This is a genomic window from Actinoplanes rectilineatus (genome assembly GCF_000962825.1).
In the GTDB taxonomy this organism is placed as follows: Bacteria; Actinomycetota; Actinomycetes; order Mycobacteriales; family Micromonosporaceae; genus Actinoplanes; species Actinoplanes rectilineatus.
This window is the reverse complement of the sequence record NZ_JZKF01000011.1, coordinates 143639-166803: the sequence shown is the minus strand read 5'-3', so window position 1 is coordinate 166803 and position 23165 is coordinate 143639. Positions and strand designations below refer to the sequence as shown.

Sequence of the window (23165 nt, the reverse complement as noted above, 5' to 3'; positions counted from 1 at the left end):
CCTGATCACCATCACCCGCCGCGCCTACACCCCCGCCTGACCGCGCGGCGCCATCCGGGCCAGCTCACCGGCGACCTCCCGCACCAGCCGCCGCCCCGGCACCCGCGCCAACGCCGGCGGCGGCACCACAAGCACAGGACACGGTGCCCGCCGCACCAGCAACCGCGCCACCCCACCACCCCACCAGCGACTGCCCGCACCCACCACCAACAGATCACCCGGCCCGGACACGGCATCCATCAACGCCGTACCCGGCGCCCCGGCCGGCGTCGACACCACCACCTGCGGCGTCACCGGCACCCCACCCAGAGCACACCGGAACGCCGCCGCCACCCGCTGCCCCGCGTCGCGCTCCCACGCCCGATCCCACCCGGCCTCACCCCACGGCCGCGACCGGCAACCCGCCGCCACCTGCCACGACCGGACCGCCCCCAAACCCACCCCACGCCGCTGCGCCTCGGCCACCGCGAACCGCAACGCCGCCAACCCCGCCGGCGAACCCGACACACCCACGATCACCCTGTCCATGGGTCCTACCGTGCCGCCTCACCCCCACCCGGCACAGCAGCGTTCACACAAAATCAACAGACGCGGCCCGATTCTTCACACTTCCCCACCCCCACACCGGTCCGGCATCATGCGGCCATGCGCCTGCGACCGTTGACGTTCCCCGACTGGCCGGCGGTCCACACCTTCGCCCGGCTCGACGAGGTGTGCCGCTACCAGCCGTGGGGCCCCAACACCCCCGAACAGACCCGCACCTACGTCCGCGAGGCCGCCGCGGCCTGGCAGCAACGACCCCACACCCGTTACGCGTACGCCGTGACCGCCGACGACACGGTGATCGGCACCGCCGACCTGCACCTGCGCCCCGACCGTCAAGCCGAGATCGGCTACCTCATCAGCCCGCAGCACTGGGGCCGGGGCATCGCAACCGCCGCCGCCCGCCAACTGATCACCACAGCCTTCGAGGACCACGACATCCATCGCGTGTACGCCACGTGCGACCCCCGCAACATCGGGTCCGCCCGGGTCCTCACCAAACTCGGCATGCGTCACGAAGGCCGGATGCGCGAGAACATGCTGATCCGCGACGGATGGCGCGACTCCGACCTCTACGCCGTCCTCCACCACGAATGGACCACCCGGTAACCCCGGCGCCGCCGTCCGGCCGCAGTGAACCGCCGCCGGCACGCAAAAACACTCTCAGCCCCACTCCCCCGCACTCAACCACCTCCGTGAGCGACCATCGGATCCGTGGACATCGTGGAACAGTTCGTGCTGGGCAAGCACGGAGATCCGCAAGCGTGCGAAGACGCGATCGTCGTGACCGCTGAGCACGCGACGGTCATCGACGGCGCCACCGATGTGAGCGGCCGGCGCTACGGGAACGCGACGGGCGGGTGGTGGGCCATGGCGGCCTGCCGCGACGCCGTACGCCGCCTTCCACCCGACGCCGACCCGCACACGGCGGTAGCAGCCATGACCGCAGAACTCGCGGCCCGCGTTGACCCGGAGTTGATCGCAGCGGAGCGGCCGAGCGCAGCCGTAACCGTCTACTCGCGCACCCGTCGCGAGATCTGGCAGATCGGTGACATCGGATTCGCCTATCGAGGGCTCCCCACGCCCGTCGGCCGGCCACGCAAACTGGTCGACCAGGTAGCGACGTCCTTCCGCGCCGCCGTTCTCGCCGCAGAGGCCGCCGCCGGAACGATCAGCATGGATCAAGTGCTGGAAGTGGATCCGGGACGCCTCGCGGCGCGAGCTCTGACCGGGCGCCAAGGCGCCCTACGCAACATCATCGGACCGTACGGATATGCCGCCATCGACGGCCGGCAGGCTGCACCGATCGCGTTGATCACACGCGACCCGGTCGGCCCTGCCACGCGTCAGTGGCTTCCGGCAGGCCCACGGTGTCGTCCTGCCTCCGTCCCCGACCCCTCGCCGCCGGCCGCTGCCAGCGCTGCCCGCTCGACCCTCGCCCGGTGAGCCACCCGGGCCGTCGTGTCGATCTCCCCCGCAAGCCCGGGCCGCAACCCGGTCCGGCCGTCGAGCTGCTCCCGCAGGATGTCGGCGTGACCGGCATGCCGGGTGGCCTCCTGCAGAACGTGAACCATGACACCGAACAGCGTGACCTCGGCCCCAGGCCACCACGGCACATCGCCCGGCGTGTCCAGGGGAAGCTCACCGATCGTCGCGTCCGAGTGCTTCGCGGCGCGACGGTAGAAGTCGATGACCTGCTCACGGGTCTCGTCCGCGGTCACCCACAGATCGCTGCCGTCCGCATCCTGCCAGCGCCCCAGCGGCTCCGGAGACGGGCGGCCGAAAACCAGACCGAAGTACCAGGACTCGCAGGTCGCCATGTGCTTCACCAGGCCGAGAAGGTTGGTGCCGGTCTCGGTCAGCGGCCGCCGGATGTCGTACTCGGACAGCGCCTCGACCTTCCAGACCAGCACCTCACGAACCGTCTTGAGCCGGCCGTGCAGGAACTCCTTGGCAACGTCATCGAACATGGCGGCAAGCATCCCACTCCCCGACAACACCTCCGTTCCCCGGCGCACCCCTGATACCGAAATCGCGGACACGACAGCCCAGCCGGCACCGCACCCGCACGGCAGCGCGCCACGCCACGCCACGCCCTCCGGGGCCGTCCGACTGGCAGGGACGTGTAATCAAACTGTCTGGTATCTCCAGCGGTGGCCGTGACCGACACCGGCGTGAACTTGCCTGCCGCCCGCGCCTGCTCCAACGCGGTCGCGCCCGGCAGCGCGCCGGGTTTGCGCAGCAGTGCCTCCAGGTAGTGGTCGAGATCGAGCCGGGATCGGGACTCGGCCATCAGCCGTTCGTGCCCGGCCACCGGCCGTCGTAGACGATCAGGTCAGAGGCGTACAGCTGGCCCGGGCCTGCCGGCGCCCGCTCACGCGGATGACAGCGACCCGACCCCGGACTTCTCACCACACATGCCCACGACACCTCAAGCCGACAACGCGTCCACTCTCCCGAAGTCGATCACCTGGCCCCGCGCTATTGCTGCCTCACCGACGTTGAAGCAGCAATAGCGCAGGGCTAGGTGATCGACTTCGCAGGGGCCCCACCGCCGGCACACACGCCTCCGACCCCGGCCACGGCAAGCGCCCGGCACCGGCTGCAGCCACCCCCGACGACCTGATGACCCGGACCAGAGTGGCGCCGAAGGCCGAACGGCAAGAGATCAGCAACCGATCGCCACCACCACCTGCCACCTGCTGGCCAGGCCAGGCCAGCTTGACCCGGACTTCGCACATGACCCCGTCGGACCTGCGCTGATTACTTGAAGTGCTGGATCTTGCATGCGGTCTGACCAGCGGCTATGCGGCATGTGCGAAAGACAGGGCTAGACACGGGTTCTGCAGTCAGAGTGCGAAACCGTCCACGTGGCGACTTCAGCCGCGCCGGACACCCGAAGTCACCACACCCGTGGCGAAGCGGGTGATTACGGCCGCGCCGGACACCCCAGCTCACCACCCCCTGGCGGAACGTGGTGATTACGGCCGCGCTGCGCACCCCAACTCACCACACCCGTGACGGACCCGACGGCCCTCGATCCACAGCTGAAGATCGCAGGTGGCGCGGCTCCTCACACGTCGGGTGCCAGTGGCGATGCCGCCATCCGGGCGGTTGACTCCGGACGACGTCGAGTGCACATGGACGGACTTCGTCGCCGAAGGACCCCTACGGAGGGACGCACGCCACCGGCGGATCACCAGCGACGGAACCGTCGAACCAAGTTCTTTTCTAGGGGTGGTCGTTGCTTCCTTTTTGTTTTGTGGGTGGAGCGTTCGTCGATGACGGAGCGCACTCCGCGTACGTCGTCCTAGGAAGATAGGATCTTGATCTCAGGCGCCGGAACGCGAACGTCACCACACCCACCGCCACCAGCGTCGTGACGATGTCGCCCGCCAGCATCATCGCTGGTGAGGCGGCCTGGTACGGCGGCGTCAGCCAGGCTCCGGCTGCGGCGACGAGAACACCGGCGCTCCAGGCGGCCAGGGCGTGTGCCGTCGAGGACACCCATCGCAGCATCAGCGCGACCACCACGGCCACGGTGAGCACCCGCAGCGCCAGACCGGTCCAGGACGCCGGGAAGAACCAGCCGGCCAGGTGCCCGGCCGCCACCACGCCGCCCACCCACAGCACCGGCACCCCCTCCCCCGGCGGAGACGTCACCGCGCCGCCCCGCCGGGGACGCGGGCGGGGGCGGGGCCCCGGGCGGGGACGCGGGGACGGGTGACCGGCGAACGGACGCCACCGGCGGGGCCGCAGCAGGGCGACGGCGATCAGGGCGACGGCCACGACGACCACGAAACCGATCTGCCCGCGACCGGCGACAGCACCGGAGTCCGAGAAGATCACCAGGCTGGCCGCGGTGTAGGCCAGCGCCGTGACCGTGATCCCGGCGGGGCCCAGCCACGGCGTGTGCCGCCGTTCGGGGTGGACGCACGCCTCGACCAGGGCGATCGGGGCGCAGATGCTCAGCCACACGTGCCCGCCCACGAAGGTGAACAGCTGCTCGGCGCTGAACCCCAGCGCCGGCACCGTCGTGGCGGTGGCCTGCCGGCCGGCGTCGGCGAACTCGGTGCCGGCCAGGGCTGCCGGGTCGAACAGGGACTGGTCCACCAGGCCGGCCTGGACCAGCCCGAACGCCGCGGCCAGCAGCGCCAGGCCGGGCCAGCCGGCACCGGCACGGCGGCCGGCTTCTCTGATCAGCAGGGCCGCCCCGCCGTAGAGCGGGGCGAGGAAGAGCAGCACCATCGGATAGCCGGCCGGGGTGAAGCCGCCCCAGGCGCATTCAGCGCACCAGGCGGCGAGCAGGAACAACCCCACGATTCGCATGCCGTGACTCTGCTGCCGCGGGGCTGCCCGCCACCAGCTACCAAGGTATGGCCGTCGGCTACTGAAGTAGGTGGTTCAGAACGTGCGGAAGTCTTCGAACAGTGGTTCGTCCAGTGTGTCCGGCAGGCGGATCGCCCGGCACCGCTCTCCCGTCGCGCCGGGTACCGGTTCCCAGCCGAGGTTCACCTCGAAGTAGCGCACGGCGGTGCCCACCGACGGCCACTGGATGTCGTCGAACACGATCAGGCCTCCCGGGCGGACGATCTTCCGCAGGTAGTAGCAGTCGGTGAAGACCTCGTGGAAGCGGTGGCTGCCGTCGACGAAGGCGGCGTCCGCGACGAGGCCGTCGGCCAGCAGCCGGGGCAGCACCACCGACGACCATGCGGTCTCCAGGGTGGTGATCTCGTCCAGTCCGGCCGCGCACAGGGTCTGCCAGCCGGCGTCGTCGTACGCACTGTGCTGGAACGGGTCGATCACGATGTGCCGCGGCGACGGCCCGCCGGCGGTGGCGAGGGCCTCCCCGATCGCCAGTGCGGAGCTGCCGTAGGCGAGGCCGATCTCGATGACGGTCGCCGCCTGTTCGGCGATCAGCAGGTCCCGCAGCCGGTCGCCGTCGGCGGCGGGCAGGCTGACCGTGGTGAACCGGTCCGAGTGCGGACCGTCCTGGGCGAGTTTGTCGCGCACCGAGCGGATCGTCGTCAGGTCCATGGTCCCCAGTCTGCGGGAACCGGCGGTGTGGTGGCGATGGCCGCCGGTGGGGGACCTCTAGGGTTGGGGGCGCTATGACTGCACCGGATTCCGAACTCGAGACCACCCGTCCCTGCGCGCATTGCGGGCGGCCCGTGCCGCAGCGCAACGCGGCCGGACGGCCGTTCCGTTACTGCCGGGACAACGACGGCGAGTGCCAGCGGGCCTCGCGCAACACGCGGATGCGGCACCGGTCGTCGCCGGGGCTGGCCGGGTCGGTGGCGCGCACGTGGGAGGCGGTGGACCGCCTCGACACCCTGGTCGGCACGCTGACCGAGGCGTTGCATTCGGAGATGTCGCCGGCCGGTGTGGAGCGTCAGGTCGCGGAGGTACGCGCGGAGACCTCCCGTCAGGTCGCGGCCGCGCACGCCGAACGTGACGACGCGCGCCGTGACGCCGAGCAGGCGGTGACGGCGATGGCGGCGGCGCAGCAGATCGCCGTGGCGGCGACCGCCGAACGTGACGAGGCGCGGCAGCGGGCCGTGGATGCGCAGCGCACCGCCGAGGAGGCCGGTAAGCGGGCGCGGGAGGCCGAGGAGGCCCGCACCGAGGCGGTCCGGGCGGCCACCGCGGCGGTGGCGTTGCGCGAACGCGCCGAGGCCGAACGCGACACCGCGGCCGAGGAGCTGGGTGGGGCGCGCCGGGATCTGCAGGAGGTCCGCGGTCAGCGCGACACCGCCGAGCGGGATCTGAAGACGGCGCTGCAGGATGCCCGGGAGTTGCGCACCACGGCGGAACGGGACCTGGCCGCCGCCGTCGACGGTGCGCAGCGGGCCCGTGGTGAGGCGGAGCAGCTGCGTGCCCGCACGGGTGAGCTGGCCGCCCGTCTGGAGGAGTCGGAGCGTGACCGTGACACCGCCGCGTCCCAGGCCGGTGCGGCCCGGCAGGAGGCGGCCGCGGCACGGGATGAACTGGCGGGCGTGGTGGCCGAACGCGACGGCTTACGGCGTACCCGTCAGGATCTGGAGAAGTCGGCGGAGCGTGCCGCGCGGGAACGTGATGATCTGGAACGCAGGCTCGCGTCGGCGCGGGCCGAGGCGCAGGCCGCACAGGATCGGGTCGCGCAGCTGACCTCGCAGGTCAGTGATCTGGCGTCGGCGCTGGCATCGCTGGGGACGGTGCGGCCCGCGGCGGCACCGCCCGGGCCGCGCAACCCCACGGAGCAACCGGCGACCGGCTGATCGATAACGGTCAGCGGGATTCGCTATCATAGGGCGACATATCTCACTCGCAGGGTTGCCCGGCTCGGGTACGGGTGACCGGGAAGAGGCGGTTCGCTGCTACCGGACGGCTACCGTGCGCGCACCGGGCAGTGACCGGCGAGTGAGGTAATGAGGGGTGAACCGCACGGAGTGACCGACATCGCACCACCCGCACATGAGTCAAACAGTCGTAAAGTGGACCAAGGTCCGCTCGGATGGCCGTTCGGTTTGCCGGGTAAGGGCTGTGGCCGGTTACGCTCATAGCGTTAACACCGCTGACACAGGCGGTGGGGACAGACCACCGCGGCCACTCGCGATCCCTCCCGGCAGAGAGGAATCCAGCGGCCGCCCCTTTCGTTACACCAACGAGAGCAGCACCACGAGCGAGGGGAAAGCCATCATGGGCGAACGCATGCTGCGCGGCAGCCGTCTTGGCGCAGTCAGCTACGAGTCCGACCGTAACACCGAGCTGGCGCCCCGTCAGACCCGAGAGTTCCTGTGCGCGAAGGGTCACCAGTTCGAGGTGCCGTTCGCCGTCGACGCCGAGGTGCCCACCACCTGGGAATGCAAGTTCGACGGCAGCGTCGCCCGGCTGGTCGACGGCAGCGAGCCCGAACAGAAGAAGGCCAAGCCGCCGCGCACCCACTGGGACATGCTCCTCGAGCGGCGTTCCATCGCCGAGCTGGAGGACATCCTCAACGAGCGGCTCCAGGAAGTCCGCACCCGCCGGGGCCGTTAGTCCCGGCACGTCACGCGGCGAAGCCGCCCCGGTGATCCGGGGCGGCTTTTTCGTGCCCGCCACCACCGCCACCGAAGCACCGGTGCCCGCCAGCGGAGCGCCCTGAGGTGCCCGCCACCAGAAGTGCCCTGAGGTGCCCACCACCGGACCCCCGGTGGGGTGCCCGCCGCCGGAGCGCCCCATTACCGGGGCGGACCCGTCCGTGACAGGCCTACGATGGCCGACGTCATCAGCTATGACGTTCACGGGGGCTCGATCATGAATGTCGCTCGTCGTCTCGTCGTCACGGCCGCGTGCTGCGCCTCGGCCGTCGCCCTGCAGCCCACCACTACCGCCACCGCCGCCCCGCCGGGCACCGTCAGCCGCACGCCGGCCGCGGCCACCGCCCCGGAGGGTAAGCCGCATCCGTCGCTGTCCGGGCGGCGCCTGCAGCTGCCCGGCGACGGCGCGGTGTACCTGGTCGACCCGGAGGGGTACCGGCGCTGGATCCCGGACCCGGAAACGTACGACAACCTGTTCCGCGGCCGCGACGACATCCTGATGGATCTGCATCTGGATCTGATCGCCCACCGGGCGGCGCTGACCAGCGGCGCCTACCTGGCGCGGGTCCCGGACACGGTGACGTTCTACCTGGTCAGCAACAACACGAAACGGCGCATCGCCTCGCCGGAGACGATGGACAAGTACCAGTTCAACGGTGACAAGGCCCGCCCCGGCACGCCGGAGCTGCTCGCCGGCCTGCCCGACGGCCCGCTCTGGCAGTAGCGGCATACGCGAACGGGCCGCAGCGCAGCCGCTGCGGCCCGTCGTCGAACCCGGTCAGTGTCCGCTCAGCGGACGATCTCGCCTTCGATGGCACCCGAGGGTCCCCGGCGCGGCACGGTCTCGTTCACCGGCTCGTCGACGATCTCGTCGTCGACCACGACGACGACCTTGCGGGGGCCGAAGATGGTGCCGGCCGCCGCCCCGCCGAGGCGGCGCTCGGCGAACCGTTCCACGCCGCGGCGTGCCAGGCCCCGGCCGGGCGGGAGCAGGAACAGCAGGCCCGCCACGCTGGTGAGGAAGCCGGGGACGGCCAGCAGCAGCGCCCCGAGCAGCCCGATCAGCGAGTGCGTCACCTCGGCGCCGGGTGCCCGGCCGGCCCGGGCCGCGGCCTGGAAGGCCCGCCAGCCCTTGATGCCCTCACGGCGCAGCAGGGCCAGCCCGCCGAGAGTCGACGCGGCCAGGATCAGCACCGCCCAGAAGCCACCGATGGCATCGGCCACCGACAGGAACACGACGATCTCGATCAGGGCCAGCACCGGGAACGCCAGTGGTAGATATGCCAGCCTGCTGCGCCGCATCAGAAATCCCTCCAGAGGGGTGTCGCCGTCCTACCGACCAGCATGACACCCCTTCCTGAAATCAGGCTGAGTCCGGTTTACGGCCGAACCTGCCCAGCAGGCTCTCCTTGCGCGACTGCACACCCCACAGGGTGACCCTGAGCAGCTGCTCCTTGAAGATGTTGCCGCTCATCTTGCTGACGCCGATTTCGCGTTCGGTGAACGTGATCGGCACCTCGACGAGACGGAACCCCTGCCGGTGGGCGCGCCAGGCCATCTCCACCTGGAACGAGTAGCCGGTGGAGGCGATGGTGTCGACGTCGATCGCGTCGATCACCTTGATCCGGTAGACGCGGTAGCCGCCGGTCGCGTCCTTGAACGGCATCCCGAGGGCCATCCGGATGTAGATGTTGCCGCCGCGTGACAGCAGCAGCCGGTGCAGCGGCCAGTTGTGCACGCTGCCCCCCGGGATGTACCGGGTGCCGAGGACCGCGTCGGCGTCGACGAGGGCGTCGAGCAGCTTCGGGAGTTCCTCCGGGGCGTGCGAGCCGTCCGCGTCCATCTCGACGACCGCGTCGTAGCCCTTGTCCCGGGCCCACGCGAAGCCGGCCTTGTAGGCGGCGCCGAGGCCTTCCTTGCCGGCCCGGTGCAGCACGTAGATGTGGTCGTCAGCGGCGGCGAGCTCGTCCGCGATGGCCCCGGTGCCGTCCGGGGAGTTGTCGTCGGCGATCAGGATGTCCACGTCCGGGACGGCCGCACGCGTCCGGGCTGTGATCAACCGGACGTTGTCCGCCTCGTTGTACGTGGGGATGATCACGAGGGCACGCCCCACGCCGGGGTAGCCTTCCGCCTCGCTCACCGTTCCTCCGAAACCTTCTCGCCGCCGTTGCCGATGTCCGTGCGCCGGCGGCGCAGAGGCAGCACGCCGACGAGGGCGGCAACCGCCAAAACGACGATCACCACCTCGGGCCGATTGCCCGAACGAGTCGCCAGCGTACGCGGTCCACCCAATGCCATGTCACGGACCACCACCGCGGCGGTGTTGAAACCGGTCGCCCCGTGAACGGTCCCGGACGCGTCCACGAAACCGGACACCCCGACGGTGGACACCATCAGCGCCTCCCGCCCGTGTTCCACCGCACGCAGCCGCACCATCGCCAGTTGCTGGCGGGCCTCGGCCTCGTTGAACGTGGCGTTGTTCGTCTGCACCGCGAGGATCTGCGCCCCGCCGGTCACCGTGTCCCGCACGATCTCGTCGTAGGCCACCTCGAAGCAGATGACGTCGCCGAGGACCGCCGCCCCGGTGTCGACGACACCCGGCTTGTCACCGGGCAGCATGGTGGCGACCAGGTCCACCTTGTCGCTGACCAGCCGGGCGATCGACCGCAGCGGCATGTACTCGGCGAACGGCACCGGGTGCCGTTTCGCGTACTGCTGGGCGTGGTCGGGGCCGGTGCCCGGGTTCCACAGGATGCCGACGTTGTAGTTCTCCCCCGCCACGTCGGTGCGCTGCAGGGTCCCGACCAGGATCGGCGCCTTGACCGCGTCGGCGGCCCGCTGGATCTGCGCGGCCGCGTCGGCGTTGCGCAGCGGGTCGATGTCGCTGGAGTTCTCCGGCCACACCACCAGGCCGGGCTGTTTCTGCCGGCCGTCGGCGACCTCCGCGGCCAGCTGCAGGGTGCCGTTGACGTGGTTGTCGAGGACCGCGCGGCGCTGGGCGTTGAAGTCCAGGCCCAGCCGCGGCACGTTGCCCTGCACGATCGCCACCGTCGTCGTCGCGGGCGCGGTGCCGGCGCCCGGCAGCGGCACCGCGGCCGGCCCGGCCGTCAGCAGCCCGGCGGCCACCGCGAACCCGCCCACCACCGGCAGGTTCGGGCGGCGCCACCGGCGCCACGCACACGCCACCAGAGCCCCACCGGCGGCCGCCACGGCGAACGTCACCAGCGGCGCCCCGCCGTACGCCGCCAGTCGCAGCACCGGCGCGTCACCCTGGCTGAACGCCAGCCGCCCCCACGGGAACCCACCGAACGGGGCCCGGTCCCGCAGCGCCTCCTGCAGCACCCAGAGCAGCCCGGTCACCACCGGCCACGACGCCCGCCACCGGTCCACCAGCGGCGACACCCACGCGCTCGCCACCCCCAGCACACCCAGGTAGAGGGCCTGGAACACGCCGAGCATCACGAACGGCAGCCAGCCCGCGGCGATCCGCGTCCACTCCAGCAGCGGGAAGAACAGCACCAGCCCGGCCAGCAGGCCCAGCCCGAACCCGGCCCGCATCCGCCGCCGGTGCGCCGCCGCCGCCAGCAACGCCACCCCGGCGGGCGACAGCCACCACAGGTCGTACGGCGGCAACGCCAGCAGCAGCGCGGCGCCCGCGGCCACCGCCAGCACCACGGCGACCGGCAACCGCAACGGGCGCGGCGCGGGTTCACGGGCGGCGGGATCCGGCTCCGGGCCGGCTAGAGCGGGCGGCGGCATCGTCATTTCCACGCCAGGCAGGCTACCCGCCACGACACGGTCATGGCGGAGGGGCGCGGCCACGGTTCGGCCACGCCCCTCGGGTGCTCCCGTCCTGCTCGCAGCCGGTGGGCCCCGACAGCCTCCGGTGGCCTTCGGACCGGCCTGCCGTGTGCCGGCTGCACACGTGCGGGCCGTTGTCTAACAGCCACCATCGGCCCCCGGAAGGGCCACTCGGGCGCGGTCGGGTCCGCGCCGCCCCGCGCACTCCCGCCCCCTGGACCTGGCTCGAACGCGCGATCCCAAGCGAGGACTGCTGGCCAGTGGGTGGGAGAAACGGAGCGAATCGCAACCGCTCGCCGCGAATCAGATGACGACGGTACGTCGCGGACCCGTCATCCTGTCAACCGTCGATCTCCGCTCCGGGCGTGTCGCACCCCTCGGCGTGTCACCCGATCCGGGCCAGCAGACCAGCCGCAACCTGCGGATGCCCGCCGGCCAGCAGACCCGCCGCGGCCAGCACGTACGTGGAATCGACGACGAGTTTGGCACGTTCCGGCGGCGCCCACCCGCCGGCCACGTCGGCCAGCACCGCGCCCAGCACGTGCGTCCCCCCGCCGTGGCGCAGGACACCCCCGGACCCCACCACGAGGCCCACCTCCCGCAGATCCCGGCCCCGCGCGTGCCGGCGCATCGCGACCACCGCGGCCGCCGCCGCAAGACCACGATCACCGTCCGGGGCCGCCAGCCGTTCGGCCGCGGCCGCCGCCCGGGTGCCGTCCGCCCCCACCGCCACCCCCAGGTCCCCTTCGACGGTCCGGGACCGCCACAACGTCCCCGCCACGTCCCGGCGCGGCCCGGTCTGCGCCTCCGCGTCCGGGACCAGCGCCGAGTACACGTCGGTCGTCGCCCCGCCGACGTCGACGACCAGCACCCCGCCGCCGGTCACGTCCGCCAGCACCTCCACCCCGGCCAGCACCGCGTCCGGGGTCGCCGCCCGCACCAGCGACGCGAACCGCCGGCCCCGCGACAGCCGTTTGCCGCCGATGACGTGCCGCAGGAACACGTCGCGGATCGCCGCGCGCGCCGGCATCGGGTCGAGCACCCCGATCCGCGGCAGCACGTTGCCGGCCGCCACCGCCCGCTCCCCCAGCAGCGCCAGCACCTCGCCGGACGCGTCGGCGTTGCCCGCCACCACGACCGGCAGCCGGATCCGGGCGTTCGCCAGCCGCCGCGCGTTGTGCACCAGGACCTCGGCGTCACCGCCGTCGGTGCCGCCGACCAGCAGGATCACGTCCGGCCGGGCGGCACGGACCGCGGCCACACCCGGCCCGGTCAGCGGCCCGGCGGACACGTGCACCACCTGCGCCCCGGCCGACAGCCCGACCCGGTACCCGGCCTCCGCGGTGACGAGACGCTCGTAGCCGACGACCGCGAGCCGCAGCCCGCCACCGGCCGAGGAGCACACGTGCACACTGTCGCCGCCCCCGACCGCGTCCACAGCGGCGTCCAGACCCTCCAGGACGTCCGTGGCGGCCGTGGTGGGCACTTCGGCCCGGCGGATCAGTTCCGCACCGTCTAAGTCGATCTTGGCGGCTTTCGTGTACGTGGACCCGACGTCGACACAGACCGCGGTCGTCACGGCTTCGCGGGCACGACGACCGTCCCCACCGCCGTCGTCGCCACGATCGGCTCCGCCAGCACCTGCGCCCCCGACCCCGCGGTCCCCCGGCACACCACCAGCACCCGGAACTCGATCCTCCGCGACCGGGTGCCCATCGACACGACCGTCGCCGTCACCTCGAGCACGTCCCCGGCCCGCACCGGCGCCTTGAACTGCACATCGTCGTACGAGGCGAACAACCCCTCGTCCCCGTCCAGGCGGATGCACACCTCCGTCGCCACATCCCCGAACAACCCCAGCGAATACGCCCCGTCCACCAGATTCCCCGCATAATGCGCATGCGAATACGGCACATACCGCCGGTGCGTCACCGTGATCACGACTTGTCCCCCGTCAGCGCATGCACCAGATACGACGCCACCTCACGCGGCGTCGTCCCCCGCCCGAAGATCCGGTCCACCCCCAGCTCACCGGCCATCAACTCGTCGAACCGCGGACCACCCACGATCAGCAGCGGACGCCGCCCCGCCGGCAACGCCTCCCGGAACGCCGCCGCCATCGCCCGCGTGTTCTGCAGATGCGCATCCCGCTGCGTCACCACCTGCGACACCAGCACCGCATCCGCCCGGCACGCCCGCGCCGTCTCCACCAGATCCGGCACCGACACCTGCGCCCCCATGTTCGTCACCGACAACTCCGCGTAATACTCCAGGCCCTTCTCCCCCGCGATGCCCTTCAGGTTCAGGATCGCGTCGATCCCCACCGTGTGCGCATCCGTACCGATACACGCCCCGACCACGTTCAGCCGCCGCCGCAACCGCCGCTTGATCGCCGCATTGACCTCCTTCGCGCTCAGCAACGGGAAATCACGCTCGACCACCTGCACCTGCTCGGTGTCGACCAGATGCGCGACCTTCCCGTACACCACGAAGAACGTGAAACCCTCACCCATCGGTTTCGCATGCACCAGCATCGCCGGATCCATGCCCATCTTGTTCGCCAGCTGCACCGCCGCACCCTCGGCCCGCTTGTCGTGCGCAATCGGCAACGTGAAGGAGACCTGCACCATCCCGTCCCCGGTGGTGTCTCCGTACGGACGAATGATCACAGCTCATCCACCACCGGGTTGAAGTAGTCGTCCTCGTGCGCCGCCACACCGTCCAGGCCCTTGCCCCGGTCCGCCGGCCGTTTCATCAGACCGAACGTGCCGTCCGCGATCGCCGCCATCAACGTGTCGTCCACGATCCGCTCCAGCAGATCGATCGCCTCGTGCAGCACCTGATCCGCCCGGCCCCGGATGAACGCCCCCGGCGTGAAATCCTCGTGCAGGTTCCCCGCACCGTTCAACACGTACCTCACGTTCTGCAACGCCACGTCCCGGTCCGACAGCCACGGCGTCACCACCGCCTCCGTCATCATCCCCACCAGCAGGATCCCCTGCCCGGTCAGCGCACCCGCCAGGTTGAAGAACCCGTCCAGCAGATTCCCCCGGAACACATCCCCGGTCATGTGCTTGGTCGGCGGCATCCACTTCAACGGCGCATCCGGGAACAACTCCCGCGCCAGCAGCGCATGCGCCAGCTCCAGCCGGAACGACTCCGGCACATCCGGATTGATCTCGAACGCGTGCCCCAACCCCAGCTGCCAGTCCGCCAGCCCCGCCTCATGCGCGAAGAACTCGTTGAGCAACTGCGACACCGTCACCGTGTGCGCCGCGTCCACCGCATCCGCCGTGGTCAGATAATTGTCCTCACCGGTGTTGATGATGATCCCCGCCCGGGCATGCACCTGCCGCGAGAACCGCTGATCCACGAACGTCCGCACCGGATTGATGTCACGGAACAGAATCCCGTACATCGAATCGTTGAGCATCATGTCCAGACGCTCCATGCCCGCCAGCACCGCCATCTCCGGCATGCACAACCCCGACGCGTAATTCGTCAACCGCACATACCGGCCCAGCTCCTTCGACGTCACATCCAGCGCCGCCCGCATCAACCGGAAGTTCTCCTGCGTCGCATACGTCCCGGCGAAACCCTCCCGGGTCGCCCCCTCCGGCACATAGTCCAGCAACGACTGCCCCGTCGACCGGATCACCGCGATCACATCCGCGCCCGCCCGCGCCGCCGCCTGCGCCTGCGGAATGTCCTCGTAGATGTCCCCCGTCGCCACGATCAGGTAGATCCACGGCCGCTGCTTCGGATCCCCGTACCGTCTGATCAGCCGATCCCGTTCGGCCCGGCGCCGGTCCACGATCTTCAGACCCGCCCCGACCAGACGCCTCGCCCGGCGCCGGGCCGCATCCCTCTCACCCTTCCTCCCGGGTACGCCGAAACGCACCGCACCCGCGGCCGCCTTCTGCGCGAGCACCGTCAGATCGTCCACGCCCGTCGACGCCGCCGCATGCAGCACCGGAACCGCCACCCCGTGACCCAGACCGACATCCGCCCGGACCGCGTCCACCAGACGGTTCACCCACGGAATCCCCTCCGGGTCGGCACCGTGCACCCCCGCCAGCCGCAACACCGCACGCTCCACCGACACCGTGGTGTGCGACCGCGCCACGTCCACCACAGGCTGCCCGGCCCGGGCGGCCAGAGCACGCGCCCGGGCCACCACCCGCGGATCCAGATCCAGCTTCCCGGCCACCGGCGAAGCCCTCCCCTACAACTCGAAGATCGTCTCGCCGTGCAGCACCGTGCGCCGGCACACCGGCCGGCCCGGCACCACCCCGTCGATATCCGGCAACAGCGCCGGAAGTCCCTGCGCCAACCCCGACGGCGTGTCCCACACCGCGAACGTCGCCGCATGCCCCGGCGCCAGCACACCCACCCGCTCCGACACGCCCGCCGCCCGCCAGCCACCCCGGCTCGACGCCGCGAACGCCGCCCGCACACTCATCCGGAACCGCGGATTGCGCGGCGCCGCAGCAGCCACCACCACCGCCCACGGATCCAGCGCCGTCACCGGCGAATCCGACCCGAACGCCAGAGCCACCCCGGTCGCGTGCAACGTACCGATCGGATTCGTCGCCAACGCCCGCTCCACCCCGAGACGCTGCGCGTACATCCGGTCCGGGCCACCCCACAGGGCATCGAACACCGGCTGCACCGACGCGATCACCCCGAACTCCACCATCCTCGCGATCATCGCCTTGTCGATCAGCTCGACGTGCTCGATCCGGTGATGCCCCTCCCGCAGCGTCTCCACCCCGACCTGCTTCGCCGCCAGCGCGAAACCCTCCAGCACCGCCGCGATCGCCGCATCCCCGATCGCATGGAAACCGCCCTGGACACCGACCCGCACACAGTCGAGCAGATGCTCCGCCGCCTGCTCCGCGGTCACGAACGCCTCACCACACCCATGCTCACCATCGGCATACGGCGACCGCACCGACGCCGTCCGCGACCCCAGCGCACCATCCGCATAAAGATCACCGGCCGCACCCCGCGCACCCAGCTCCCGCGCCCGCCGCGCACCACCGAGCTCACCCCAGTAGCCGAACACCTGCGGCAGGCCCTGCTCCGACAACCGCAGCACCGACAGGAGATCGTCCTCGCTGGACGTGCCCGGCCCACCACACTCGTGCACCGCCGCGATCCCCAGCTGCGCCGCCCGCCGCAGAGCCGACGTCTGCGCCGCGGTCCGCTGCGCGGGAGTCAACGCACCGAGCGCCACCTCCCGCACCGCATGATGCGCCTGCTCCCGCACCCAACCCGACTCGTCGAAACCCTCCACACCCCGCGCCACCGGCAACAACGACGCCGACACCAGAGCCGAATGCACCGACGCCTGCGACAGGTACACCCGCCGGCCCGCCGCCGCCCGGTCCAGCTCCCGCGCCGACGGCGGCGTCTGCACCGCCCACGTCGACTCGTCCCAGCCGTGCCCGTGCACCACCGCATCCGCCGGACGCGACGCCGCGAACCCGGCCACCGCCTCCAGCAACGCCGCCGCCGACCGCACCCCGGACAGATCCAGACCGTCCAGCGCCAGACCGGTGTCCGTCGCATGCAGATGCGCGTCCACGAACGCCGGCGTCACCAGCGCACCGTCCAGATCCACCGTCCGGTCCGCCACCGGCGCCTCCGCCGACGCGCCCAGCCACTCGATCGCGCCACCGTCGGTCACCATCGCGGTCGCCCGCGGCTCGGCAGCCGAGTAGAACCGGCCATTGACGTAGCGGACGCGTTCCCGCTTCACGGGGGGAATGTGTGTCATGACCGTCAGTCTGCCGAAATCCGCGCCTCGAACAACGCACGCACCGCGGGCACCGCACGCACCAACCCCACCGCGAACTCCGCGTGACCGGGCACATACCCATTGCCGACCAGCATCGTCACGTCCGCAGCCAGGCCCTCGGCCCCCAGCGCCGCCGCCGGGAAACTCGTCGCCATCGAGAAGAAGATCACTGTCCCGCCCGGCGCGGTCGACAGGATCGCCCCGTGCTCACAACCCGGCACATCCACACACACCACCGTGATCGTCGCCGGACCCCCCAGCGCCCCCGCCACCGCCCCGGCGACCGCCACCGGGTTCCGCGCATCCGCGACCGCCACCGCATCGGCCAGACCCGCGGCCCGCAACGTCGCCGCCTCGCCCTCGGTCGGCACGATCCCGACCGTGCGCGCACCGGCCAGCCGCGCCGCGGCCAGGGTCAGCGAACCGCTCTTGCCCGCACCGCCGAGCACCGCCACGGTCGGCGCGCCCGGACAGCCGCGGACGACCCGGTCGGTCAGCGCCGGCGCACCACACACGTCGTAGACGGCCAGGGCGAGCTCCGGCGACAGGTCGTCGGGCAGTACCCCGACGATCGACCGGCCGAACAGGATCGCCGTGCCGTCCGCCGGCACCTGCTCACTCAGCCCGTCCCAGTCCCGCAACCCGTCGGTGATCAGCAACGGGGTCAGCGTCAGCGACACCAGCGTCGCCACCCGGTCCCCCACCTTCACCGGCAGCGGCGACTCTCGCCCGACCTCCTCCACCACACCGATCAACATGCCGCCCGAACCCGTCACCGGGTTGTGCATCTTGCCCCGCGACCGCACGATCTCCAGCACCTCGGCCCGGATCGCCGCCCCGTCACCCTCATGCTTGCCCGCCAGCTGCCGATAGCTGGCGGCGTCGAGATTGAGCCGCCGCACCCGGATGCGCACCTCGTCCGGCCCGATCACCGGCGACGCGTCCAGACGCCACGCCGCCTGCGGCAGCACACCGGCCGGCTCCAGCACCCGCCCCAGACCCACCGAAACCACGCGCAACACCCCTCCCGACGTTAAACAATCGTGCCCAGACGCTGCTACACCGTAAATCCTCCGTCAACATGCTTACCAGACCGCAGATTCTCCAGTACGTTGATCGGATCCGCCAGCCCACCACGGGGAGGTACCGGTGCAGCCCTACGAATACCGCCGGCGCGAGCTGATCGAGCCGGACTGGACCCGGTTCCCCGGCTGGCGCACCGTCACCACCGCCCAGTGGCACTCCGCCCAATGGCAACGCGTCAACTGCGTCAAGAACGCCAGACAACTGCGCGCCGTCCTCGGCGACCTCGTCGACGACACCTTCTACGCCGACCTCGAGACCGACCAGCAACGCCTGGCCACCATGTCGATGCTGATCCCGCCGCAGATGCTCAACACCATGGTCGCCGACCGGGCCCCGGACACGGCCGCGTTCTACGCCGACCCGATCCGCCGCTACATGCTCCCGGTCGCCACCGACCGCCACCTCGACTGGCCGTCACACCCGCACGCCGCCCGCGACAGCCTCCACGAACACGACATGTGGGTCGCCGAGGGCCTCACCCACCGCTACCCCACCAAGGTCCTCGCCGAACTGCTCTCCACCTGCCCGCAGTACTGCGGCCACTGCACCCGCATGGACCTGGTCGGCAACAGCACCCCCACCGTCGACAAACTGCGCCTCACCCTCAAACCCGTCGACCGCTACGCCGCCCACATGCAATACCTGAAAGACCATCCCGGGGTACGCGACGTGGTCGTCTCCGGCGGCGACGTCGCCAACGTCCCCTGGAGACAACTCGAGCAATACCTCATGGGCCTGCTCGCCGTCCCGACCGTCCGCGACATCCGCCTCGCCACCAAAGCCCTGATGGGACTCCCCCAGCACTGGCTGCAGGACGACGTCGTCGAGGGCATGCACCGCGTCGCCGTCACCGCCGAACGCCGCGGCGTCAACCTCGCCGTGCACACCCACGTCAACCACGTGAACTCGCTGACCCCCCTGGTCGCGAAAGCCGTCCGCACCCTGCTCGAGGTCGGCGTCCGCGACGTCCGCAACCAGGGCGTGCTCATGCGCGGCGTCAACGCCACCACCGAGGACCTGCTCGACCTGTGCTTCGCCCTGCAGGGCGAGTCCGGGATCCTGCCGTACTACTTCTACATGTGCGACATGATCCCCAACGCCGAGCACTGGCGGGTGCCCGTCTGGCACGCCCAGCAACTGCAGCACGACATGATGGGCTACCTGCCGGGGTACGCGACACCGCGCATCGTCTGCGACGTCCCCTTCGTCGGCAAACGGTGGGTGCACATGGTCGCCGAGTACGACCGGGAACACGGCATCTCGTACTGGACGAAGAACTACCGCACCTCGATCGAGGCCGCGGACGGCGACGCCCTCACCAAACTGCACGCCTACTACGACCCGATCGACACCCTGCCCCGGGCCGGCCAGGACTGGTGGCGCAAGCAGCAGGCGACGACGCTGACCGTCGCCTGAGCTCTGCACACGAGAATGCCCCGGCCGGTGACGGCCGGGGCATTCTCGTGGGAGCGTGGGTCAGCTGAAGGCGTCGCGGACGTCGCGGCCGGCGTCCTTCACGTGCTCGCCCGCCTGACGGGCGTGCGCCGCGGTCTCCTGCGCCTGGCCCTCGACGACCATCCGGTCGTTGCCGGTCGCCTCGCCGATGCCCTGCTTCGCCTTGCCGGCCAGCTCGTCGGCCTTGTTCTTGACCTTGTCGGTGATGCTCATCGTCGAACTCCTCCTCGGTCGTGCCGGAACGTGTCCGGTTCAGCCGTATCTCGTCGTTTTTGTCTTCCGGGGATGTGATGCCCGCAGGGCTTCCTTTTGAAACCACCCGACTTGTCGGCGACGCCGGACACAGCGCCTAGAGCATCCTAGGACAATAGGGTCTAGGATCGTGATCATGGAGCTACCCGTCACCCCCGGACCGTCCGACCACGCCGCATCGTTCGGCGCCGCCGCCGGAGCCTACGAGCGCGGCCGGCCCCCGTACCCCGAAGAGGCCCTGACCTGGCTCCTGCCCGCCGGCGAACCGCGGGTCCTCGACCTCGGCGCCGGCACCGGCAAACTCACCCGCCAGATCCGCGCCCGCGGCCTCGACGTCGTCGCCGTCGACCCCTCCCCCGGCATGCTCGGCGAACTCACCCGCGTCCTGCCCGACGTCCCCGCCCACGTCGGCAGCGCCGAGACCATCCCCCTGCCCGACGCACACGTCGACGTCGTCCTCGTCGCCCAGGCCTGGCACTGGGTCGACGCCGCCCGGGCCCTCCCCGAGATCGCCCGCGTCCTCACCCCCGGCGGCCGCCTCGGCCTGATCTGGAACCTCCGCGACGAACGCACCGACTGGGTCGCCCGCCTCGGCGAGATCATCGGCAGCGCCGAGATGAACCGCGACAGCCGCATCGGCCCGCCCTTCGGCGACGTCACCGAGCAATCCTTCACCTGGGCACACCACCTCGAGGCCGACGAGATGCTCGACATGGTCGCCTCCCGCAGCGGCATCATCCTGCTGCCCGCCGACGAACGCGCCGCCGTGCTCGCCCAGGTCCGCCAACTGATCGCGACCCACCCGGCACTGCTCGGCCGCAGCACCCACGCCCTGCCCTACGTCACCGCCTGCGCCCGCGCCGACCTGACCTGACCTGAGGCCCTCCCCCGACCACGCCTGCTTCTCGATCAGCTGTCGTGCTCCGCGGCCACCTGCGCCCGTAGGCCGTCGAGCAGCAGGTTGAGGCCGGTGAGGAACTGCTCCCGGTCGTCGTGACGAGCCAGGTCGGCGGCGATCCGGGTCACGAACGGGAACGCCCGCGGGTCCAGCGCCGCCCACTGCCGCGCCTCGTGCTCGAGCACACCGTCGCGGCTGACGCCCGGCTCGACCGCCGACGCCCGCCCGGCGTCCTGCGCGGTGACACTGGTCAGGTAGATGAGGATCGCCGTGGCGACCGTGAAGTGCCGCCCGGCGGGCAGCCTGGTCTCGGCGAGGAGACCACCGATGCGTTCCAGCAGACCCATGGTGTGCGGCATGGTGTGGACCGCGATGACGTGCGGCGCCGCCCAGCCGTGCTGGTCCAGGGTGTCGTAGACGGCCAGCGCGAGCGCCCGCATCCGGGCCTCCGCGTCGCCGTCCGGCTCAGGACTCAGCGCGGCCAGGGCGGCGCCGATCACATGGTCGGCGGCCATCAGGACCAGCTCGTCCTTGTTGGCCACGTGCCAGTACACCGCCCCGGCCCCGGTCTGCAGCCTCTCGGTGAGCAGCTTGAACGTCAGACCCCGCTCGCCGTGCTCGTCGAGAAGCTCGACGGCGGCCCGCACGACGACCTCGCGGGACAGGGCATCGGTGCGACGGGTTCGGCTCTTCGGCGGCGGCATACGCCTATCTTGACACATCTTGGAACGGCATTCCATACTCGGTCGAGCATTGGAACGTCATTCCAGAGGAGGGGTTCATGAACGTCGCCGTGATCAAGGAAGTCCCCGGGAGACCGCACGCAGGCTCCCTGCGGGCCGTCTGGCCCGCGATCCTCGGCCTGTCGGTGGTCTTCCTGGTGGAGATGCTCGACAACTCCGTCCTCAACGTGGCCCTGCCCACCATCGCCCAGGAACTCAAAGCCTCCACCTCGGCCCTGCAATGGATCACCTCGGGCTACTCACTGCTGTTCGGCGGCCTGATGATCGCGTTCGGCGCGATCGCCGACCGGTACGGCACCCGCAGAATGATGCTGATCGGCCTGAGCCTGTTCGCCCTGGCGAACCTCGCCGTACTGTTCGTACACACACCGGGCCAGCTGATCGCGGTCCGCGCCGCGATCGGCATCACCGCCGCGATGACCGCGCCCGGCACCATGGCACTCTGCTTCCGCCTGTTCGACCAGGAGAACCTGCTGATGCGGGCGACCTCCCTGATCGTCACCGTCGGCCTGGTCGGCATGGCGATCGGCCCGACCGTCGGCGGCCTGATCCTGCAGATCCTGCCCTGGCAGACCCTGCTCGTGATGAACGTGCCGATCGCCCTGCTCGCCATCGGCTGCATCCGCTTCGGCATCCCCGCCGACGACCCGGCCAAGCGCAACACCACCCCGCTCGACCTGCCCGGCGCCCTGCTCGGCACCGCCACACTCATCCTCACCCTGTGGACCGCCACCCTCGCCGTCGAGGACGGCTGGAACACGCCCACCCCCTGGACGGCCGCCGCCGGCACCGTCCTCGCCGCCGTCGCCTTCGTCGTCCGCGAGCGCAGCACCACCCACCCGATGTTCGACTTCGTCCTGCTCAAGCGCCCCGCCGTCGCCGCCAGCCTGGCGTACGAGGCGGCACTCGGCCTCGGCACGGCCGTCATCGCCTTCACCGTCACCCTGCAACTGCAACTCGTCTGGGGCTGGTCCCCCGCACAGGCCGCACTCGGCAACCTCCCCCAGGTCGTCGTGATGCTCGCCATCGGCCCGTTCGTCGAGAAGATCGTCGACACACTCGGCACCCACCGCGCCGGCATCCTCGGCGCCTCGTCGTTCCTGACCGGCATGCTCATCTACGGCCTCCTCGGCCGGCAGGGCTACGTGTGGATCGCGATCGCCCTGGCGCTGACCGCCGCCGGCATGCGCATCGTCGCCACCATCGCCGGCGTCACCGTCATGCGCGGCCTGCCGGAGGACCAGACCTCGATCGGCGCCGCCATGAGCGACACCAGCCAGGAGGTCGCCGGCAGCGTCGGCACAGCCGTCACCGGCACGATCGTCGCCGCCGCCCTCGGCGGCACCCTGATCACCGTCGGCGCCACCGCCGCCGGCATCCACACGTTCGAGAACGCCGTCACCACCGCCACCCTGACCCTCACCGCGCTGTGCGCCGCACTGATCGGATGGGCCGCCCTCCGCAGCGCCGAGATCCCCGTCACCGCCCCCTCCGGCGAATGAGCAACAAGGACCACAGCACACCAG

23 protein-coding genes are annotated in these 23165 nt (G+C 71.1%); 8 read left to right on the top strand and 15 right to left on the bottom strand.

Going from position 1 to position 23165, the window contains the following annotated elements:
• Positions 1 to 24 precede the first annotated feature (24 nt).
• Complete coding sequence (locus tag WH85_RS11800; protein ID WP_052720337.1) at positions 25 to 528, bottom strand: universal stress protein; 504 nt, start codon at positions 526 to 528, stop codon at positions 25 to 27.
• Positions 529 to 645: 117 nt separating this feature from the next.
• On the opposite strand from WH85_RS11800, the gene WH85_RS11795 reads away from it, so the two are divergent.
• Positions 646 to 1152 carry a GNAT family N-acetyltransferase gene (locus tag WH85_RS11795; RefSeq protein WP_045741814.1) on the top strand — a complete coding sequence of 169 codons (507 nt, stop codon included), beginning with the start codon at positions 646 to 648 and terminating at the stop codon, positions 1150 to 1152.
• Between the two features lie 105 nt (positions 1153 to 1257).
• Positions 1258 to 1989 carry a hypothetical protein gene (locus tag WH85_RS48630; protein ID WP_245673903.1) on the top strand — a complete coding sequence of 244 codons (732 nt, stop codon included), beginning with the start codon at positions 1258 to 1260 and terminating at the stop codon, positions 1987 to 1989.
• Here WH85_RS48630 and WH85_RS11790 read toward each other — a convergent pair.
• The 3 genes from WH85_RS11790 to WH85_RS11780 form a co-directional block, all read right to left on the bottom strand.
• Complete coding sequence (locus WH85_RS11790) at positions 1890 to 2513, bottom strand: DinB family protein (RefSeq protein WP_045741813.1); 624 nt, start codon at positions 2511 to 2513, stop codon at positions 1890 to 1892. The two genes, WH85_RS48630 and WH85_RS11790, sit on opposite strands and share 100 nt — an antisense overlap.
• 1261 nt (positions 2514 to 3774) lie before the next feature.
• Positions 3775 to 4872, bottom strand: a complete 1098-nt coding sequence (locus tag WH85_RS11785; protein ID WP_157410942.1) for a hypothetical protein — start codon at positions 4870 to 4872, stop codon at positions 3775 to 3777.
• Positions 4873 to 4947: 75 nt separating this feature from the next.
• Entirely contained in the window at positions 4948 to 5580 is a 633-nt protein-coding gene (locus tag WH85_RS11780) for a class I SAM-dependent methyltransferase (RefSeq protein ID WP_045741812.1), read from the bottom strand.
• 74 nt (positions 5581 to 5654) lie between these two features.
• On the opposite strand from WH85_RS11780, the gene WH85_RS11775 reads away from it, so the two are divergent.
• The 3 genes from WH85_RS11775 (at position 5655) to WH85_RS11765 (ending at position 8325) form a co-directional block, all read left to right on the top strand.
• Positions 5655 to 6800, top strand: a complete 1146-nt coding sequence (locus WH85_RS11775; protein ID WP_045741811.1) for a coiled-coil domain-containing protein — start codon at positions 5655 to 5657, stop codon at positions 6798 to 6800.
• A gap of 421 nt (positions 6801 to 7221) precedes the next feature.
• Entirely contained in the window at positions 7222 to 7560 is a 339-nt protein-coding gene (locus WH85_RS11770; protein WP_045741810.1) for an RNA polymerase-binding protein RbpA, read from the top strand.
• A gap of 258 nt (positions 7561 to 7818) precedes the next feature.
• The gene (locus tag WH85_RS11765) at positions 7819 to 8325 is read left to right on the top strand and encodes a hypothetical protein (protein ID WP_157410941.1); all 507 of its coding nucleotides are present in this window, start codon (positions 7819 to 7821) and stop codon (positions 8323 to 8325) included.
• Positions 8326 to 8390: 65 nt separating this feature from the next.
• Here the strand turns inward: WH85_RS11765 and WH85_RS11760 are convergent, their stop codons facing one another.
• The 9 genes from WH85_RS11760 to kdd form a co-directional block, all read right to left on the bottom strand.
• Complete coding sequence (locus tag WH85_RS11760) at positions 8391 to 8903, bottom strand: FxsA family protein (protein ID WP_045741808.1); 513 nt, start codon at positions 8901 to 8903, stop codon at positions 8391 to 8393.
• A gap of 61 nt (positions 8904 to 8964) precedes the next feature.
• Positions 8965 to 9741 (bottom strand): polyprenol monophosphomannose synthase, encoded by a 777-nt coding sequence (locus WH85_RS11755; protein ID WP_045741807.1) that lies wholly within the window; start codon positions 9739 to 9741, stop codon positions 8965 to 8967.
• Entirely contained in the window at positions 9738 to 11366 is a 1629-nt protein-coding gene (gene lnt, locus WH85_RS11750) for an apolipoprotein N-acyltransferase (RefSeq protein WP_083448942.1), read from the bottom strand. The genes WH85_RS11755 and lnt overlap by 4 nt, the downstream gene beginning before the upstream one ends.
• Positions 11367 to 11787: 421 nt before the next feature.
• Positions 11788 to 12981 carry a glutamate mutase L gene (locus WH85_RS11745; RefSeq protein WP_045741806.1) on the bottom strand — a complete coding sequence of 398 codons (1194 nt, stop codon included), beginning with the start codon at positions 12979 to 12981 and terminating at the stop codon, positions 11788 to 11790.
• A complete protein-coding gene (gene kal, locus WH85_RS11740; RefSeq protein WP_045741805.1) occupies positions 12978 to 13343 on the bottom strand; it encodes a 3-aminobutyryl-CoA ammonia lyase in 366 nt (121 codons plus the stop codon). The genes WH85_RS11745 and kal overlap by 4 nt, the downstream gene beginning before the upstream one ends.
• Positions 13340 to 14071 carry a lysine 5,6-aminomutase subunit beta gene (kamE, locus tag WH85_RS11735; protein ID WP_045741804.1) on the bottom strand — a complete coding sequence of 244 codons (732 nt, stop codon included), beginning with the start codon at positions 14069 to 14071 and terminating at the stop codon, positions 13340 to 13342. Before kamE ends, kal begins: the two co-directional genes overlap by 4 nt.
• Positions 14068 to 15612, bottom strand: a complete 1545-nt coding sequence (gene kamD / locus WH85_RS11730) for a lysine 5,6-aminomutase subunit alpha (protein WP_045741803.1) — start codon at positions 15610 to 15612, stop codon at positions 14068 to 14070. Before kamD ends, kamE begins: the two co-directional genes overlap by 4 nt.
• 15 nt (positions 15613 to 15627) lie before the next feature.
• On the bottom strand, positions 15628 to 17166 hold the full coding sequence (locus WH85_RS11725) for an amidohydrolase (protein WP_045741802.1): 1539 nt from the start codon (positions 17164 to 17166) through the stop codon (positions 15628 to 15630).
• A gap of 23 nt (positions 17167 to 17189) precedes the next feature.
• Positions 17190 to 18218, bottom strand: a complete 1029-nt coding sequence (gene kdd, locus WH85_RS11720; protein ID WP_211275342.1) for an L-erythro-3,5-diaminohexanoate dehydrogenase — start codon at positions 18216 to 18218, stop codon at positions 17190 to 17192.
• Between the two features lie 136 nt (positions 18219 to 18354).
• Between kdd and WH85_RS11715 the strand changes: the two genes are divergently transcribed.
• Entirely contained in the window at positions 18355 to 19707 is a 1353-nt protein-coding gene (locus WH85_RS11715; protein ID WP_045741801.1) for a KamA family radical SAM protein, read from the top strand.
• A 60-nt stretch (positions 19708 to 19767) separates the two neighbouring features.
• On the opposite strand, the gene WH85_RS11710 is transcribed toward WH85_RS11715, so the two are convergent.
• Positions 19768 to 19959: a CsbD family protein gene (locus WH85_RS11710; protein WP_045741800.1), complete on the bottom strand. Its 192-nt coding sequence runs from the start codon at positions 19957 to 19959 to the stop codon at positions 19768 to 19770.
• 175 nt (positions 19960 to 20134) lie between these two features.
• On the opposite strand from WH85_RS11710, the gene WH85_RS11705 reads away from it, so the two are divergent.
• Positions 20135 to 20872 (top strand): class I SAM-dependent methyltransferase, encoded by a 738-nt coding sequence (locus WH85_RS11705; RefSeq protein WP_045741844.1) that lies wholly within the window; start codon positions 20135 to 20137, stop codon positions 20870 to 20872.
• Positions 20873 to 20907: 35 nt separating this feature from the next.
• Here the strand turns inward: WH85_RS11705 and WH85_RS11700 are convergent, their stop codons facing one another.
• Positions 20908 to 21600 carry a TetR/AcrR family transcriptional regulator gene (locus tag WH85_RS11700; RefSeq protein ID WP_045741799.1) on the bottom strand — a complete coding sequence of 231 codons (693 nt, stop codon included), beginning with the start codon at positions 21598 to 21600 and terminating at the stop codon, positions 20908 to 20910.
• Between the two features lie 77 nt (positions 21601 to 21677).
• Here WH85_RS11700 and WH85_RS11695 point away from each other — a divergent pair, with 77 nt between their 5' ends.
• Entirely contained in the window at positions 21678 to 23141 is a 1464-nt protein-coding gene (locus WH85_RS11695) for an MFS transporter (RefSeq protein ID WP_045741798.1), read from the top strand.
• Positions 23142 to 23165 lie beyond the last annotated feature (24 nt).

Excerpts from the sequence above, each read along its gene's own strand:
- WH85_RS11800 (WP_052720337.1), bottom strand. The coding sequence starts at position 528 with ATGGACAGGGTGATCGTGGGTGTGTCGGGTTCGCCGGCGGGGTTGGCG.
- WH85_RS11795 (WP_045741814.1), top strand. The coding sequence starts at position 646 with ATGCGCCTGCGACCGTTGACGTTCCCCGACTGGCCGGCGGTCCACACC.
- WH85_RS11790 (WP_045741813.1), bottom strand. The coding sequence starts at position 2,513 with ATGTTCGATGACGTTGCCAAGGAGTTCCTGCACGGCCGGCTCAAGACG.
- WH85_RS11785 (WP_157410942.1), bottom strand. The coding sequence starts at position 4,872 with ATGCGAATCGTGGGGTTGTTCCTGCTCGCCGCCTGGTGCGCTGAATGC.
- WH85_RS11780 (WP_045741812.1), bottom strand. The coding sequence starts at position 5,580 with ATGGACCTGACGACGATCCGCTCGGTGCGCGACAAACTCGCCCAGGAC.
- WH85_RS11775 (WP_045741811.1), top strand. The coding sequence starts at position 5,655 with ATGACTGCACCGGATTCCGAACTCGAGACCACCCGTCCCTGCGCGCAT.
- WH85_RS11770 (WP_045741810.1), top strand. The coding sequence starts at position 7,222 with ATGGGCGAACGCATGCTGCGCGGCAGCCGTCTTGGCGCAGTCAGCTAC.
- WH85_RS11765 (WP_157410941.1), top strand. The coding sequence starts at position 7,819 with ATGAATGTCGCTCGTCGTCTCGTCGTCACGGCCGCGTGCTGCGCCTCG.
- WH85_RS11760 (WP_045741808.1), bottom strand. The coding sequence starts at position 8,903 with ATGCGGCGCAGCAGGCTGGCATATCTACCACTGGCGTTCCCGGTGCTG.
- lnt (WP_083448942.1), bottom strand. The coding sequence starts at position 11,366 with ATGACGATGCCGCCGCCCGCTCTAGCCGGCCCGGAGCCGGATCCCGCC.
- WH85_RS11710 (WP_045741800.1), bottom strand. The coding sequence starts at position 19,959 with ATGAGCATCACCGACAAGGTCAAGAACAAGGCCGACGAGCTGGCCGGC.
- WH85_RS11705 (WP_045741844.1), top strand. The coding sequence starts at position 20,135 with ATGGAGCTACCCGTCACCCCCGGACCGTCCGACCACGCCGCATCGTTC.
- WH85_RS11700 (WP_045741799.1), bottom strand. The coding sequence starts at position 21,600 with ATGCCGCCGCCGAAGAGCCGAACCCGTCGCACCGATGCCCTGTCCCGC.
- WH85_RS11695 (WP_045741798.1), top strand. The coding sequence starts at position 21,678 with ATGAACGTCGCCGTGATCAAGGAAGTCCCCGGGAGACCGCACGCAGGC.